General features: G+C 59.3%; 14 protein-coding genes. 8 read left to right on the forward strand and 6 right to left on the reverse strand.

What is annotated here, in order from left to right; translation table 11 throughout:
• The first annotated feature begins 152 nt into the window (after window positions 1–152).
• Genes CKO36_RS16665 through dnaQ form a run of 3 tightly spaced genes read left to right on the forward strand, consistent with a single transcriptional unit; the run spans window position 153 to window position 2,184 of the window.
• Window positions 153–956 carry a class I SAM-dependent methyltransferase gene (locus CKO36_RS16665; protein ID WP_200285824.1) on the forward strand — a complete coding sequence of 268 codons (804 nt, stop codon included), beginning with the start codon at window positions 153–155 and terminating at the stop codon, window positions 954–956.
• Window positions 949–1,398, forward strand: a complete 450-nt coding sequence (gene rnhA / locus CKO36_RS16670; protein WP_200285825.1) for a ribonuclease HI — start codon at window positions 949–951, stop codon at window positions 1,396–1,398. Before CKO36_RS16665 ends, rnhA begins: the two co-directional genes overlap by 8 nt.
• A gap of 51 nt (window positions 1,399–1,449) precedes the next feature.
• Window positions 1,450–2,184: a DNA polymerase III subunit epsilon gene (gene dnaQ, locus CKO36_RS16675; protein WP_200285826.1), complete on the forward strand. Its 735-nt coding sequence runs from the start codon at window positions 1,450–1,452 to the stop codon at window positions 2,182–2,184.
• Here the strand turns inward: dnaQ and nhaD are convergent.
• The 3 genes from nhaD to CKO36_RS16690 all read right to left on the reverse strand — a co-directional run bounded on the left by nhaD (window position 2,177) and on the right by CKO36_RS16690 (window position 5,227).
• Window positions 2,177–3,655, reverse strand: a complete 1,479-nt coding sequence (gene nhaD, locus CKO36_RS16680) for a sodium:proton antiporter NhaD (RefSeq protein WP_200285828.1) — start codon at window positions 3,653–3,655, stop codon at window positions 2,177–2,179. The genes dnaQ and nhaD overlap by 8 nt on opposite strands.
• A 240-nt stretch (window positions 3,656–3,895) precedes the next feature.
• Entirely contained in the window at window positions 3,896–4,654 is a 759-nt protein-coding gene (fnr, locus tag CKO36_RS16685) for a fumarate/nitrate reduction transcriptional regulator Fnr (RefSeq protein ID WP_200285829.1), read from the reverse strand.
• 180 nt (window positions 4,655–4,834) lie between these two features.
• Window positions 4,835–5,227 (reverse strand): sulfur globule family protein, encoded by a 393-nt coding sequence (locus CKO36_RS16690; protein WP_200285831.1) that lies wholly within the window; start codon window positions 5,225–5,227, stop codon window positions 4,835–4,837.
• Window positions 5,228–5,670: 443 nt separating this feature from the next.
• On the opposite strand from CKO36_RS16690, the gene CKO36_RS16695 reads away from it, so the two are divergent.
• From CKO36_RS16695 to CKO36_RS16715, 5 genes are all read left to right on the forward strand, one after another.
• A complete protein-coding gene (locus CKO36_RS16695) occupies window positions 5,671–6,942 on the forward strand; it encodes a GGDEF domain-containing protein (RefSeq protein ID WP_200285833.1) in 1,272 nt (423 codons plus the stop codon).
• 103 nt (window positions 6,943–7,045) lie between these two features.
• Window positions 7,046–9,046 (forward strand): cytochrome c3 family protein, encoded by a 2,001-nt coding sequence (locus CKO36_RS16700; protein ID WP_200285835.1) that lies wholly within the window; start codon window positions 7,046–7,048, stop codon window positions 9,044–9,046.
• A gap of 14 nt (window positions 9,047–9,060) precedes the next feature.
• Entirely contained in the window at window positions 9,061–9,720 is a 660-nt protein-coding gene (locus tag CKO36_RS16705) for a c-type cytochrome (protein WP_200285837.1), read from the forward strand.
• Between the two features lie 250 nt (window positions 9,721–9,970).
• The gene (iscB, locus tag CKO36_RS16710; protein WP_200285839.1) at window positions 9,971–11,263 is read left to right on the forward strand and encodes an RNA-guided endonuclease IscB; all 1,293 of its coding nucleotides are present in this window, start codon (window positions 9,971–9,973) and stop codon (window positions 11,261–11,263) included.
• Between the two features lie 8 nt (window positions 11,264–11,271).
• Window positions 11,272–12,570: an NAD(P)/FAD-dependent oxidoreductase gene (locus CKO36_RS16715; RefSeq protein ID WP_200285841.1), complete on the forward strand. Its 1,299-nt coding sequence runs from the start codon at window positions 11,272–11,274 to the stop codon at window positions 12,568–12,570.
• A 123-nt stretch (window positions 12,571–12,693) separates the two neighbouring features.
• Here the strand turns inward: CKO36_RS16715 and CKO36_RS16720 are convergent, their stop codons facing one another.
• The 3 genes from CKO36_RS16720 to iscB (CKO36_RS16730) form a co-directional block, all read right to left on the reverse strand.
• Window positions 12,694–13,509, reverse strand: coding sequence for a ferritin-like domain-containing protein (locus tag CKO36_RS16720; protein ID WP_200285848.1), 816 nt, complete (start codon window positions 13,507–13,509; stop codon window positions 12,694–12,696).
• A 5-nt stretch (window positions 13,510–13,514) separates the two neighbouring features.
• A complete protein-coding gene (gene tsaB, locus CKO36_RS16725; protein WP_200285850.1) occupies window positions 13,515–14,231 on the reverse strand; it encodes a tRNA (adenosine(37)-N6)-threonylcarbamoyltransferase complex dimerization subunit type 1 TsaB in 717 nt (238 codons plus the stop codon).
• A 64-nt stretch (window positions 14,232–14,295) separates the two neighbouring features.
• A partial coding sequence (gene iscB, locus CKO36_RS16730; protein ID WP_200285852.1) for an RNA-guided endonuclease IscB occupies window positions 14,296–15,191 on the reverse strand: 896 nt, incomplete at its 5' end.

The raw sequence follows: 15,191 nt of genomic DNA on the forward strand, positions 1-15,191 counted from the left end.
CCGCCATTGCCGCGTGGTGCAACGCGCCGACGGCTATGGCTACTCATCCACCCCAACCCAAACGGAGGAAGCGAGACAGGTGGGTTAACCGCGCTGCGCGCGGTGCGCTCTGCCTCCCCGCCCTGAAAGACGGGGTTTCTTGCGCAAGACTGATGAAAAATTGTGATGCGCCACCGGCTGATCCGCTGACGGCGCTTGATCACTGGTACCGTAGTCCGCTGGGGCAGCGGGTGGCGGCAACCGAGGCGCGCTGTCTGGAGGAGTTGTTGGAGGATGCCTTTGGCTATTACCTGTTGCAGGTCGGCGCCCAGGAACCCTTTGCCGCTGCATTGGAGGCCTGCCGCATTCGTCAGCAGATTCTGTTGCAAACGACTGACGATGGACCCAGGACACCTGGTGCGGTTAGGGCACCTGGCACGGGTGATGTCGCGCCCTTGCGGGCCGAACTCATGCGCCTGCCTTTTGCCGCCGATAGTCTTGATGCGGTGGTGCTGCCACACAGCCTGGATTTTTCTCCCGATCCGCATCGGGTGCTGCGTGAGGTGGAACGGGTGCTGATCGCTGAGGGACGGGTGTTTTTGTTTGGCTTCAATCCATTCAGCACCTGGGGTGTGCGACGTGTCTGGCCACGTCGACGAGGCATGGTTCCCTGGTGCGGTTCGCGGCTGACACTGTTGCGCGTCTGCGACTGGCTCAAGCTGATGGGGTTTCATATCGAGGTTAAGCGCATGCTGGTGTTTCGCCCGCCGTGGTGCCGTGCGTTCAACGCTCGACTCGACTGGGTTGACAGTCTCGGCCAGCGCTATGGGAAGGTGCTGGGTGGCGTGTATGCAGTGCGTGCGGTGAAACGCCTCTCGACGCTGACCCCCTTGCGCTCTCGCTGGAAGCCACGACCATCGCTGTTGCCCACCGGTCGGGCGGTCAAGCCCACGGCGCGGGAGTCAAGTCATGACTAAGGCGGTGGAAATCTTTACCGATGGGGCCTGCAAGGGCAATCCCGGCCCGGGTGGCTGGGGGGCGCTGCTGCGCTGGGGCGAGGTGGAGAAAGAACTCTGCGGGGGGGAACGCCAGACCACCAATAACCGCATGGAGCTGATGGCGGTGATTCAGGCCCTGGAGGCGCTTAAGCGCCCGACGGAGGTCATTCTTACGGTTGATTCGCGCTATGTGCGCGATGGGGTTGAGCGCTGGATGGCCAACTGGAAGCGCAATGGCTGGCTAACTAAGGCGCGGCAGCCGGTGAAAAATCAGGATTTATGGCAGCGCCTGGATGGCGCGCTGGCCGGGCATCGGGTGCATTGGCGCTGGGTGCGCGGACACAGCGGTCATCCTGAGAATGAACGTGCTGACCAACTGGCCAATCGCGGTTTGGCAGATAGGCGCAGCACTTCAGCGTGATGCAAAGTTGAAACAAGGTTAAGGCTTAGGTTGATATAGAGTTGTGACAATATGCGACAGATCGTGCTGGATACCGAAACCACCGGCCTCGAACCCAGCGAAGGCCACCGCATTATCGAAATCGGCTGTGTCGAGCTGATTGACCGACGCCTGACTCGCGGTAACTTTCATCAATATCTGCAACCGGATCGCTCTGTCGAAGCAGGTGCGGTCGAGGTGCATGGCTTGTCAGATGAATTTTTGGCTGATAAGCCGCGTTTTGGCGATATTGCCGAGCGCTTTCTGAATTACATCGGCGGGGCGCAGCTTATTATCCACAATGCCGCTTTCGATCTGGGCTTTTTGAATCATGAGTTGCGCCGGTGGCGCGAACAGGCGCCCAGTGTCGAGAGCCAATGCGAGGTGATTGATACGCTCAGCCTGGCGCGCCGTCGGCATCCCGGGCAGCGCAACAGCCTGGATGCCTTGTGCAAGCGCTATGGGGTGGATCACTCCAGGCGCGATCTGCATGGCGCCCTGCTGGATGCCGAGATTCTCGCTGAGGTGTATCTGGCCATGACCGGTGGACAGGGCAGCCTGGCGTTGGATCAGGAACCGGTGCGCCATGGCGATGCCCAGGGCGCGGCGCGAGTCGTGCGCGCCCTGGCCAAGGATCGTCCGCCATTGCCGGTGATTCGTGCGACCGAGGCCGAACTTCAAGCCCATCAGCAACGCCTGGCGGCCATTGACAAGGCCAGCCAGGGGCGCTGCGTCTGGTTGCAACCGAAGACCGGTTGCGTCAGTTGACGGCCACCTTAAAGGTGGAGAAATTCACGATGAAATGGCTGGCAATGGCGGCGATATAGCCGGCTGCGATATAGGGCGTCCAGCGCAGGTGGCCAAAGAAGGTGTACATGCCGCGGGATTGCCCCATCAGTGCCACGCCAGCGGCTGAGCCGATCGACAACAGGCTGCCACCCACGCCAGCGGTCAGGGTCACCAGCAGCCATTGGCCCAGGCTCATATCCGGGTTCATGGTTAAAACTGCGAACATCACCGGAATATTGTCAACAATGGCCGACAGCAAGCCGATCAGAGTATTGGCGATGGTTGGCCCCATGCCTTCATAGGCCACATGGCTGACCAGCTCCAGATAGCCGATGAAGCCCAGACCGCCGACGCACAGAATCACCCCGTAGAAGAACATCAGGGTGTCCCATTCGGCACGGGCGACCTTGTTGAAGATGTTGAAGGGTAGATTGTCGGCAATATTGCCGGCGCGCACGGTGGACAGCTCGCCGGTGCGATTGAGGTAATAGCCGAAGAAGCTCAGATAGGCCAGACCGGTCATCATGCCCAGCACCGGCGGCAGGTGATAGTAGTTGTGGAAGCTCACGGCGGTGGCGATGGTGGCGAGAAACAGGAGCACAATGCGGATAGCACCGCGCTTCATGCGGACGCGCTCATCGCTGGCGGCTGGTTTGAAGTCCGGAATTTCCTTGTCCATGAAATAGGCCGGTACCGCAAAGCTGATCACTGCCGGGATGAACAGTCGGAAAAAGGCTTCGAAATCAACAATGCCCTTCTGCCAAACCATCAGGGTGGTGATGTCGCCAAAGGGGCTGAAGGCGCCCCCGGCATTGGCTGCGACCACGATGTTGATGCAGGCCAGACCGATAAATTTGGGGCTGTCGATACCAACGGCCATGACTACCGCGCACATCAGCAGTGCCGTGGTTAGGTTGTCCGCCACCGGCGAGATGAAAAAGGCCATGAAGCCGGTCATCCAAAACAGCTTGCGGTAGCTAAAGCCCATGCGCAGCAGCCAGGAGCGCAGGGCGTCGAAGACCAGGCGCTCTTCCATGGTGTTGATATAGGTCATGGCGGCCAGCAGGAACAGGAACAGCTCGCCAAATTCCATGATGTTGTGCCGCACCGCTTCGGCCGCCGCGTGCGAAGAGCCGTTGTGGGTGGTGTAGTAGTGGGCCACCAGCAGCCAGATGAGGCCGGCGGCGAGCATCACCGGCTTGGATTTGCGCAAATGGGTGAATTCTTCCGTCATCACCAAGCCATAGGCGATGATGAAAATCAGCAGCGAGGTGTATCCAACCCAGGTGTTGGCTAACTCCAACTGATGGGCCGCCGTGCCGGCTTCCGACGCAAACAAAAGGCCGGAAAACAGCAGCAGAATGCCAAAGAGCACAGCACCAAGGGCGCTGCGCTTGTCAACAGAGAATGCTGGAAAGGGCCTCAGGGGCCGATGAAAGAGGTCGTGCATGGCAAGAAGTCCTGACAATGAAATTGCGGATGCCGGAATGCGGTGAAATGGCGCGCATGGGAACCGGACAGGCAAAAGCCGCTTAGAATGTCGCGATTAACCTGCGGATGCAAGAAGCGTCTGGTCAAGGCGGCTAGGTGCAGCCATGCGGCTTGCTATATAAACTTTTGTTTTTGTTTGGTTATCAGTGCCGGTTCCCTGTTTCCAGTTCTGTGATGACTGGTAGCCACCGCTGGCTGGTTAATTGCTTTCGCGCCAGCTGGGCTGATCGGGCGTAATCCCGGCCAGGGTTTCGAGTCCCGGCATGCTGAGAATTTTGACATGCTTGCGATCAACACTCAGAAAGTTTTCATCCTGAAAGCGCGAAAATAACCGACTGACTGTTTCGACCGCCAGGCCCAAATAGTTGCCGATTTCATGTCGCGACATACTCAGATGGAAATCTGTTGTCGACAGTCCGCGTTTTCCAAGCCGCTGTGACAGGCTGACCAAAAAAGCCGCCAGGCGTTCCTCGGCGCTGCGCTTGCCGAGCAGCATCAGCATTTCCGCCTCTTCGACAATTTCCTTGCTCAGCAGCCGGTAGAGCTGATGCTGGAGGGAAGGCAAATTGGACGCCAGCTCTTCGAGGCGTTGAAAGGGAATCTCGCAAATTGCCGAGGTTTCCAGCACCCGGGCTGAACAGGAGTGGAAATTCTGGTTGATGGCATCCAGGCCGATCAGCTCCCCTGGGAGATGAAAACCCAGTACCTGCTCACCGCCCTCGGTGCTGGGGGTGTAGGTTTTGACCGACCCGGTTTTGACCACGAACAACGAATGGAAGTGCTCGCCGCTGTAGAAGAGATGTTCACCTCGCTGCAGTGGACGCGAGCGTTTAATGACGTTTTCCAGTTTTTCGATATCGTCGCTCGACAGGCCCATGGGTAAACAGAGCGCATTGAGTGAGCAGCTGCGGCAGGCGACCCGGATGTTCTCAAAGGAGATGATTTTTCGTTGAGTCAAGGCGATTCGTCCCAGTAATTTTCTACCATTGTGCAGATTTAATTGACTGGGATCAAGAGATGCCGCAAAAACAAGGGCCAGCAATGGCCCCGAGGATGGTCAGGAAACTGGTGAGCATAAAAAAACCGCGCCCCAGCGGGGCGCGGTTTGAGCACGGAAGGCTCGCTCGGTCAGCGCGACTTACTTGGACTCGCCGCTGTTGGCTGGAGGAGCCATTGGAACCGGTGCACCATAGGGGGCGCCATAAGGTGCCGGAGGGGCATAGCCGTAGCCCGGATAGCCATAACCACCACCATAAGGATAGCCACCATAGGGGCCATAACCATAGTAGTCGCGACCATAGCCATAACCGCGCCCACGACCATTCCCATAACCACGTCCACCGCCGGACATGTTGAAGCTCATGTCGCCATAGCCATCGCCGAACATATCACCGAGGCCATCACCCCAGCCGTCGTTCCAACCGCCAGGACCGCCCCAACCGGGTCCCCACCAAGCTTGTGCCGTACCCATTGAGAAAGCCGCCGCGCCGGCAATGGCGGCCGCGCCGAGAACCTTGGTAAACTTTTTCATCAAATCTCTCCTGAATGGTTAGATCTTTGCTTGCTTAAGCGGGTTTTGTGGATAAACGGGGGTCAGGACCCTTGGCCCTGACGTGCATAAATCGAATCGACGACCTGCAATCCCTTAAGGATCATTCTCGTGGTCTCGATTCACTGAGCTTCGCCTGAGCGAACAGTAACCGAGTATAAGTGCAGACCGTCGTTTTGTGAAGTGGGGCTGGTCTAACTGATTGCAAGTTTTCAATGCGATTGATCAGTTCGCCGGGGCCGTGGGCGCTGAGAGCCCTCAGGTGGCGCCTACTGGAGCATCCTTGTTAGACTGCTATCTGCTTGTTTGACAACAAATCGTTGCATGTTAAAGCAGTTTTGATTTCCGGCGGGTTGACCGTCATTACCGCTCCTGGGTTACAAGTTGGCGCTGCGAGCCAGGGAGCCTTAACGGGAGCCATGCCGATGTGGTTCAAAGCAAAAAAGCCAGATGCGGAAGCGGAACTTTCAGCCAAGACCAGCCTACTCCGCAGTCGCGGCGCGGAAAAAGACGCCGAGGCGCTCGATGATGTGCTCGATACTCTGGCGTCGGTGGTGCAGATGCTGGGACAGCACGCCTTCGACATCCCTGAATGTGACGCCCAGGATTTCGCCGAGCAGTGCCAGAAGTGGAGCCGCCATATCCTGACCGGTACCGCCAGCCCCGCCACTGTGGAAAACACTGGCCAGGAAATGCCTTTTCGTGTTCCGCTCAACAACCGTGACTGGAAAGGGCTCTACCAGTTTCTGTATCGCCACCGCCGCGAGGAGCAGCAGGCGATTGATCAGTCGGCCACGCTGTTGCGGACACTGTTCCTTAACTCGCTGTATCGCTTTCGTCAGTTGCTCGAAGAAGACCGCCGGTTCGACCGGACCATCACCAAAACATTGCAGGAGTTGCAGGCGACGGTCACGGAACAGCCCCCCGAGGCCATGCAAGCCCAGCTTCAGGCCAGCCTGGAATCAGCCGAGAAACTCTTTGGCGACAAGCACAACAATCGTAAACGCCAAATTCGCGAGATGCGTATCCAGATCGAAGCGGCGCGCGAGGCGCTGCTCGATATGCGCCGCGAGGGAAAAGACGATCCGCTGACGGGCACGCATGATCGCCGTTCGTTCGATAAGGCGATCTCGCGTTTCACCGACTATTCCGCCTTCGTCGGGGAAGATCTGGCGCTGATGGTGATCAGTCTGGATAACCTGAAAACCGTTAAGTATGTCATGGGCCAGTTAGCCTGCGAGGCCATGCTGCGCACCGCTGGAGAAGCGCTGTTTCGGGCCTTTCCACGCAAGGAGGATTTTATCTCCCGCTACAGCGAAGACATCTTCGCCGTTATTCTGCCAAGCACTGATCGTGACACAGCGATACGGCTCGCGGAGCGCTGCAATGAGCATTTTCGCGAGCTGGATCTGCCTTGGAACGATGAGTTCATCGACTGCACCGTTTCCATTGGTGTCGCCAATTATCGATCCTCAGAGAGCATAGAATCCTGTCTCGCGCGCGTTAGTCGGGCGCTGAATCAGGCCCGGCAATCCGGAAACGATACCTACGTTTATGCTGAATCAAACCGAATGATGTCAAGCGATGCCAAGGCGTTGCAGACGACATCGACCTCGGCCACCAAGGCGCTGCAAACGACGACCCAGAATACCAAGGATCAGAATACCCCGGATACCCAGGATACGAAAGACGCCTAAGAACACACTTTCCTTACCCCTAATAAAAGTGCTAGATTGACAATCATCAAGAGGTTGCACAAGCGCCAACCAGCGATACGACAAAAACGATGGAGGAGCAACGATGCCAAGACGCATCGAGATACTACCTGCGGTCTGTCTATGGATCGCACTCTTGGGATTAATCCTCTTCCCCCTCGCCTCCAGCGCTGCGACGGAGCCGGTCGGAAAACCACTGATGCCCGATGCTGAACTCATGATCGACCACTTCGATCCTGAGACCGGCAAACGCATCATCCCCAACGAACGCTGCCTGACCTGTCATGGCGACAAAGAGCATCAAACCGATGTACGCGATGATGGCTCGCCCGTCGAAATCTTTGTCAACAGCCAACAGATCAAGGACAGTGTCCATGGTGAGCAACAATGCACCAGCTGCCATGTCACCATTGACCGGGTGCCGCATCGCAAAGCACCATCGGTTATCGTCGGCTGCATCGAATGTCATCGCGACACCTGGGAAGCGCACAAAGACGATCCGGATGACAAGTACGCGCGCCTGGAAATTGTCAACGAACAGATCGACAATTTCATGCACTCGGTTCACGCCCAGCCCAGTGAACTGGATCAGTCACGCACCAACGCCACCTGCTACGACTGCCATGACGGCCACAACATCGGCGAGCTGGGCAGCATCCAACGCGCCGAGCACCGGCTGAAAAACCCTGAAATCTGCGGCCGCTGTCACGAACAGGCACTGGCCGACTATCGCACCTCTGATCACGGTGTTGCAGTGATGAGGGAGGGCGACAGTGACGCCGCTGTCTGCTCCGATTGCCACACCACCCACGAGATTGCCGCCTCCAAGACCGACAAAGCCCAACTGCAGATCACCGAGAATTGCGGGAACTGCCACGAAGAGGCCCAACGCACCTATTTCGCTTCCTATCATGGCCAGGTTCATCGCCTTGGCTACACCGATGCCGCCAAGTGCCATGACTGCCACGGCGGTCATTTGGTGAAGAGTGCCGACGATCCCACCTCGGAAATCCATGCCAACAACCGGCTGGAAAACTGTCGCAACTGCCATGAGAACGCCAATAAAAACTTTCTCAGCTTCTGGCCGCATGGCGATGCCGATGACCGGGAAAACTACCCGGATCTGTGGGCCTTCAAGACCTTTATGGATATCCTGATCTTCGCGGTCATGGGCTTTTTCTGGATCCATGTGCTCCTGTGGCTCTACCGTGAAATCATGGATCGCCGTCAGGGCAAAGGCTTCAACGAGGACTTGAGCCAGCCGGATGTGGTCTACTTCCGCCGCTTCCCGGTGGTATGGCGCTGGATTCACTTCCTGTTCGCCATCGCTACCATGACCCTGATCCTGACCGGTACTACGCTGTTGTTCTCGCATACCACCTGGGCGAAGGCGGTGGTGGAATTTATCGGCGGCATCCGTATGGAAGCGATTATTCACCGCACAGCCGCCGTGATCTGGCTGAGCATCTTCATCCTGCATCTGATACTGGCCATCCGCAATATCCGCCGCAACCGCGCGAGCTTCAAGTGGTTCGGCAGTACCTCAATGCTGCCCAACTGGAAGGATCTCAAGGATCTGCGCGATATGTTCAAATGGTTCCTCGGTATGGGACCGCGTCCGCAGTTCAGCCATTGGACCTACTGGCAGAAGTTCGACTATTGGGCGCCGTTCTGGGGTGCCACGGTGATTGGTCTGTCCGGTCTGGTGCTCTTCATGCCCGGGATTACCTCTCTCATCCTGCCGGGTTGGAGCTTCAATATCGCCAATCTGGTGCATGCCGAAGAGGCGCTGCTGGCGGCCATCTTCCTGAACTCGGTGCACTTCTTTAACGTGCACTTCCGTCCCGAGCGTTTCCCGATGAGCACCGCTATCTTCACCGGCGTGATTCCCATCGACGAGTTCAAGCACGACCACCGGCTCGAATACGACCGCTTGGTGAAAGCCGGAGAGCTGGAGAAGCATCTGGTCCAACGCCCGTCGCGCCGCGCTTCGCTGGCGGCCTCGTTCATTACCACTGTGTTGATCATGACCGGCCTGGCCTTGCTCACTCTGGTGCTGATTGGCCTGATCACTGCGCCGAACTGAGGGGGATGGAGACGATGAACCACAAAAATACCCTGCCAAAACACCTGCGCAATCTGCTGCTGGCCGCGTGCACCGCTTTGCCGGCGGCCGGCGTGGCTAGGCCGTCCGGGCAGGCGCTGGCCTTTACCTGCGCCGGCTGCCATGGCACCGATGGCTCCAGCGTCGGGCCATCCATGCCGGCCATTGCCGGGATGGACCCGGAGGTCTTTGTCGATGCGATGCAAGCCTACCGCGAGGACAAACGCAATCCCAGCATCATGAACCGCATCGCCAAGGCCTACAGCGACGAACAGCTTGAGGATATGGGCTGGTTTTTCGCCAGTCAGCGCTTACGGGTGTTTCCGCAAGCGTACGACGCCGCCCTAGCGGCACAAGGCCTGGAGTTGCACCAGCAGTATTGCGAAAAATGTCATGAGAACGGCGGCCTGCCCGGCGATGCCGGCACCCTGGCCGGGCAATGGATTCCCTACCTGCACTACACCATGGAGGATTTCATCAACGGTAAGCGCCAATGGCCGCGCAAGATGAAGCGCAAGGTCGAGGCCGCCATTGAGGCCGCCGGCGATCAGGCCATTCCGGCACTGGTCAATTACTACGGCAGCCAGTCATCGACCGGCCCCACCATGACAACAGGGACAACAGGCGCATCCGGTGCTGAAGAGCAGGAGCAATAAACATGACTCTTCACAAAAACCTTAACGAAACCTCCATGAACTTCCAGGTTTCGTTCTGTGAAGATGCAGACTTAGCCCTTCGAGGGCTATGTTCGTCAGGTCATGACACCCTCGGATGAACGCCAGTCCGTTGCTCTGTCGCGAAGGATTAAGTCAAGGGTGAGTGGGTTTGTAGCCTGAGTGTCCTTCGCATGACAAGCCTGATGAACCTTGTCGAGGCAAACGTGACCCTTCGGGAGACTGTTCAGAAATGACATCGAATTTAGTCTTCGTGTTGGACGCGAACAGGAACGTCTTAGACCCCTGTCATCCGGCACGAGCAAGAGAACTGCTGAGCAAGGGAAAAGCGGCGGTCTTGCGCCGCTACCCGTTCACCATCATCCTTAAGCGCGCAGTCACCGACGCCCAACCCAAAGCCTGTCAAGTGAAGATCGACCCCGGCTCAAAAACAACGGGCATCGCGGTTGTTCAGGAAGACCGTGTGATCTGGGGCGCCGAGCTTGCGCATCGTGGCGGCGTGATCAAGAAAAAACTCGCCGTCCGGCGCGCCTGCCGTCGCAACCGTCGCAACCGCTTAGGCTATCGGCCGGCGCGTTTTCTCAATCGGACCAAGCCGCCCGGCTGGCTCGCCCCGTCACTGCAACATCGGGTGCAAACGACCATGACCTGGGTCAATCGCCTAAGCAAGTTCTGCAATGTTGGCGAGCTTGTGCAAGAGCTGGTGCGCTTTGATACCCAGCAAATGCAGCACCCTGAAGTTTCGAGCGTCGAGTATCAGCACGGCGAACTCGCCGGCTACGAGGTCAGGGAGTATCTGCTGGAGAAATGGGGTCGCCAATGTGCGTACTGTGGTGCCAAAAATGTACCTTTGCAGATTGAGCACATTCACCCCAAGAGCCGAGGCGGCAGCGACCGCGTGTCGAATCTGACCTTGGCCTGCCAACAGTGCAACCAAAAGAAAGGCAACCGCCCGGTCGAGGCGTTCTTGAACAAGAAACCCGATGTTCTCAAGCGAATCCAAGCCCAGGCAAAGACCCCGCTCAAGGACGCCGCAGCGGTCAACGCGACGCGCTGGGCGCTCTTTCACACCCTCAGTGCGACCGGCGTCACCGTGACCGTCGGCACCGGTGGACAGACCAAGTACAACCGCAAACAACTCGGCTGGGGCAAGGCGCATTGGCTGGACGCGGCAGCGGTTGGCGATGTCGGCGCGCTGAGGCTTTTAACCGAGCAACCGCTGACGATCACCGCCAAAGGCCAAGGCGGACGGCAAAAGGCGGCGCTGAACAGATATGGGTATCCGATCCGCCACAATGCCCTGAAACCCATCCATGGCTGGCGCTCGGGCGACATCGCGGTTTTTGATGGCAAAAGCTACCGGGTCACGCCAAGGACAACGGGCCACTTCGCTCTGTCCAGTCCAGGTCAAAAGCCCATCAGCAAACACCAAAAGCACCTGAAACGGGCGCATCGGGCGGACGGATACGCCTATGCCTTTTGTGAGGATTCTATAACGTTCTTAGCGAAAAAAGGCACTATATGAAAGCTGACATGAAACGCAGAACCTTTCTCCGTGCCGCTGGCGGTGCGGCTGGTGGCGCAGCCGCGCTCGGCACGCTCGGTTTTCCTGCGCTGGTGTTGGGCGCATCCCGCCGTGTCGTGGTCGTCGGTGGTGGGGTAGGAGGATGCACCGCCGCCAAATACCTGCGCAAGCTCGATCCCAGCCTGTCCGTGACCCTGATTGACCCTGAAGCCAGCTACACGTCCTGCTTTATGAGTAACGAAGTGCTCAGTGGTGAGCGCACCCTTGAATCCCTGACTTTCGGCTATGACGGCCTGCGCGGCTATGGGGTCACTGTGGTGCAGGACTGGGTGGTCGGCATCGATCCGGACCAGCAACAGGTAACCACCCAGGGAGCGCAGCACTTCGACTACGACGCCTGCATCGTCTCCCCAGGGGTGGGCTTCAAGTGGGATGCGATTGACGGCTACAATGAGCAGATTGCCAACACAAGTATCCCCCATGCCTGGTTCGCCGGGCCGCAGACCCTGCTGCTGCGCCAGCAGCTCCAAGCCATGCCCGAGGGTGGGCATGTGATTATCGTCGCCCCGCCCAACCCGTTTAAATGCCCACCGGGTCCTTACGAGCGGGCTTCGCAGATTGCCCTGTACTGTCAGCACCATAAACCGCGGGCCAAGATCACCATCCTTGACGCTAAGGATGCCTTCTCCAAGCAAGGGCTCTATATGGAAGGCTGGCGCAAGCTCTATGGCTATGGCACCGACAATAGCATGATCCAATGGGTCAGTGCCGCCGCCGGTGGTGCGGTGGAGGAACTCGACCCGGACACCCGCACCCTGGTCGGCTTGGTCGAGGATTTTCAGGGCGATGTGGTCAATATCATCCCGCCGCAAAAAGCGGGGAACATTGCCTTCGCCGCTGACCTGGTGGATGGCGACTGGTGCCCGGTCGATAAGCGCACCTTCGAGTCCAGCCGCCACCCCGGCATCTATGTGCTGGGGGATGCCTCCAGCGCCGCCAAAATGCCCAAGTCCGCCTACGCCGCCAACTCCCAGGCCAAGGTCGCCGCCGCCGCGATCATCGCCCGCTTCCAGGACCAGGAACCCGGCGATCCCACCTTCGTCAACACCTGCTACAGCGTGGTCGGCGAAGACTTTGGTATCTCAGTCGCCGCTGTTTACAACCTCGATAGCGACACCAACACCATCGAGCCCATCCCCGGTTCCGGCGGCGTTTCACCCGCCAACGCCAGCCCCGAGATCCGCAAGCGCGAGGTCAGTTATGCACACAGCTGGTTCAAGAATGTCATTAACGACATGATGGAGTAACAGTGGTCGATTCGCTCAGGTTGGTCTGTTAGGGGGAAATCCCATCATAGCTGGGGAAATCGCTTTGTCGATGAAGCCCGCTGAGGTGCCGCGAGACGGCACGGTGACAGTGCAACCGCCGCCTCAGGATTCAGTGCACAGCCGCTGGAGTTGTTCCAGTTCGGCTGGGTCGAATCCGGCCCGACGCCGATCAGGCAGGTTGAGCGGGCAGGGGACCCGGCCCTTCATGTGCTGGCGCAGCAGGGCGACATAGGTGGTAGCGGGATCAAGCTGGCGCGATTCGCACAGGTAGGTGAACCACCGTGAGCCGGCGGCGACATGGCCGACTTCGTCGCGTAGAATGACTTCCAAGGCTGCGGCGCTGGCCGGGTCGCCTGCGTCGCGTAGGCGCTCGATCAGGCCCGGGGTGACATCCAGGCCCCGGGCTTCCAGTCCGCGCGGCACCAGGGCCATGCGCGCCAGGGGGTCATCCGCCGTTGCCGTGGCCATTTCCCACAGCCCATTGTGGGCCGGGAAGTCCCCATAGTCGAAGCCCAGCGTCTGCAGGCGCTCGCGCATCAGTGCGAAGTGTTCAGCCTCCTCAGCGGCGACCTGTACCCAGTCGTCGTAGTAGCTGGTCGGCAGATGCGCAAAGCGTTGCACGGCATCCAAAGCCAGATTGATGGCGTTGAATTCGATGTGGGCCACGGCGTGCAGCAGGGCCGCGCGACCTTCGGTACTGCCCAGCCCGCGTTTGGGCAGCTCGCGCGGAGCGACCAGGAGCGGGTGCGAGGGGCGACCGGCGTCTGCGGGAGGGACGACCTCGGCGTGGAAGTCCAGAGGATAATCGCCGGCCTGCCAGCGCGCGGCCAGTGTGGCGGTGGCGTTCAGTTTAGTGTTGACTTGGGTTGCTGTCAGGGCCGCCGCAGCAGCGGCCTGTAGACTGGTTGAAGGCTGCATGCGTGTCAGGGATGTGAAGTCAAGCGTTTGTGTGCTACCTGGTCGCGTACATACACTGGCAACCCGTGCTCAGGCGCGACGGCTTCTCCGGCGGCCAGGGCGGTGACAGCGAGTTCGGCGATTTCTGCCGCCGTGCAGACCTGCTGGGCATCAATCCGGGCGTCGTCGAGTCCGCTGTGCTCGCTGAGGATGTCGCGGTACAGTTCCCAGGCATTGCCCACTCCGAAATCCGCCGCTTGGGGGGGATCAAAGCCTTGGGGAGCTGCGCCTGAGTGAATCGCTTCCGGGGCACTGACCTGTTCGGCTTGCAGCGTGCGCACCTGCCCGGGTCCCTCGACCTGGTACAGCCCCCAGTAGACCTCGCTAATGCGAGCATCAATGGCAGCGAGGATGCGGCTGTGTCCATGGCAGCGCCAGCCAGCCTGAGCCAGGGCGGCCAGGGTCGAGATACCGACCAGAGGCACTCCGGCGCCGAAGGCGATCCCCTGGGCGACGGCTGCTGCAATGCGCACACCGGTGAAGGAGCCGGGGCCGCGCCCGAAGGCGATGGCGTCGAGCTGGGTTAGCTCCAGTTCCCCCTGGGCGAGAACCCGGTCCAGCATGGGCAATAAGCGCTCGCCATGCTGGCGCGCGGCTTCTTCGTGTTGGGTAAACAGCTCGCCATCGCGCCATAAGGCGGCCGAGCAGAATATCCCGGAGGTCTCAAGGGCCAGAATTTTCATCAGTCTTGCGCGAGAAACCCCGCCCTTCAGGGCGGGGAGGTAGAGCGCACCGCGCGTAGCGCGGTTAACCCACCGGTCTCGCTGCCTCCGTTTGGGTTGGGGTGAATGCGTAGCCATAGCCGTCAGCGCGTTGCAGCACTCGGCAATGGCGGTGTGAAATCCCTTGGACCAGACCCGTTGCGGTCTGGAGATTGAAGCGCCCGGATGCACGCACGGCCACGCGCCCGAGATGGGTTCCGGCTTTCTTGCCCTTTGGCACCTCAGCGATGACCCGATCTCCGGTCTGGAATCCTTTAACGCGCTTCTCACGTATCAAATAACCGCGTGGAAAGCCAAAGCGGTTAAGACGGGTACGCTGGTAACAACCGCGCCCGGTGGCCTTGATGGCGAGCGTCGGGATGTTCCAGCCATGGAGCGCGGTGAGTTGACCCACACAGGCGGCATCAAGCGCATGGGTCTTGGGAATACCGAGACGCTGACGGTTGTATTTGGTCTGGCTGCCTGAACCCGTGGTCACGGGTACGCCGGTGGCCTTGAGCTGTTCAAACAGCGCCCAGCGGGTGGCATTGACCGCTGCGGCATCGCGAAGCGGGGCCTTGGCCTGTGCCTGAATACGGCGCAACCGCTCGGGTTGATGAGCCAGAAACACCTCAATCGGCTGATTCCCCTTGCGCTGATTGCAGGAGCGGCAGGCGAGCGTGAGGTTGGAGACTCGATTCGAGCCGCTTCGGCTTTTGGGCTGGATGTGCTCGATCTTCAGCGGGACGTGCTGTGCGCCGCAATAGGCGCAGATGCGATGCCATTTCTCCAGCAGGTATTCACGCACTTCGTAGCCGGCCAGTTCGCCCTGCTGATACGCCACACCGCTGATTTCAGGGTTCTGGAGTGCCTGAGTGTCGAAGCGCACCAGCTCTTGGCTGATGCTGTTGATGGGCGCGAGACGCTGGAGACGATTCACCC

This window comes from Rhabdochromatium marinum, from assembly GCF_016583795.1.
GTDB classification, from domain to species: domain Bacteria; phylum Pseudomonadota; class Gammaproteobacteria; order Chromatiales; family Chromatiaceae; genus Rhabdochromatium; species Rhabdochromatium marinum.

What these genes read in the sequence shown, in the direction of transcription:
- CKO36_RS16665 (WP_200285824.1), top strand. Translation starts at nt 153, where the DNA reads ATGAAAAATTGTGATGCGCCACCGGCTGATCCGCTGACGGCGCTTGAT.
- rnhA (WP_200285825.1), top strand. Translation starts at nt 949, where the DNA reads ATGACTAAGGCGGTGGAAATCTTTACCGATGGGGCCTGCAAGGGCAAT.
- dnaQ (WP_200285826.1), top strand. Translation starts at nt 1,450, where the DNA reads ATGCGACAGATCGTGCTGGATACCGAAACCACCGGCCTCGAACCCAGC.
- nhaD (WP_200285828.1), bottom strand. Translation starts at nt 3,655, where the DNA reads ATGCACGACCTCTTTCATCGGCCCCTGAGGCCCTTTCCAGCATTCTCT.
- CKO36_RS16690 (WP_200285831.1), bottom strand. Translation starts at nt 5,227, where the DNA reads ATGAAAAAGTTTACCAAGGTTCTCGGCGCGGCCGCCATTGCCGGCGCG.
- CKO36_RS16695 (WP_200285833.1), top strand. Translation starts at nt 5,671, where the DNA reads ATGTGGTTCAAAGCAAAAAAGCCAGATGCGGAAGCGGAACTTTCAGCC.
- CKO36_RS16700 (WP_200285835.1), top strand. Translation starts at nt 7,046, where the DNA reads ATGCCAAGACGCATCGAGATACTACCTGCGGTCTGTCTATGGATCGCA.
- CKO36_RS16705 (WP_200285837.1), top strand. Translation starts at nt 9,061, where the DNA reads ATGAACCACAAAAATACCCTGCCAAAACACCTGCGCAATCTGCTGCTG.
- iscB (WP_200285839.1), top strand. Translation starts at nt 9,971, where the DNA reads ATGACATCGAATTTAGTCTTCGTGTTGGACGCGAACAGGAACGTCTTA.
- CKO36_RS16715 (WP_200285841.1), top strand. Translation starts at nt 11,272, where the DNA reads ATGAAACGCAGAACCTTTCTCCGTGCCGCTGGCGGTGCGGCTGGTGGC.
- CKO36_RS16720 (WP_200285848.1), bottom strand. Translation starts at nt 13,509, where the DNA reads ATGCAGCCTTCAACCAGTCTACAGGCCGCTGCTGCGGCGGCCCTGACA.
- tsaB (WP_200285850.1), bottom strand. Translation starts at nt 14,231, where the DNA reads ATGAAAATTCTGGCCCTTGAGACCTCCGGGATATTCTGCTCGGCCGCC.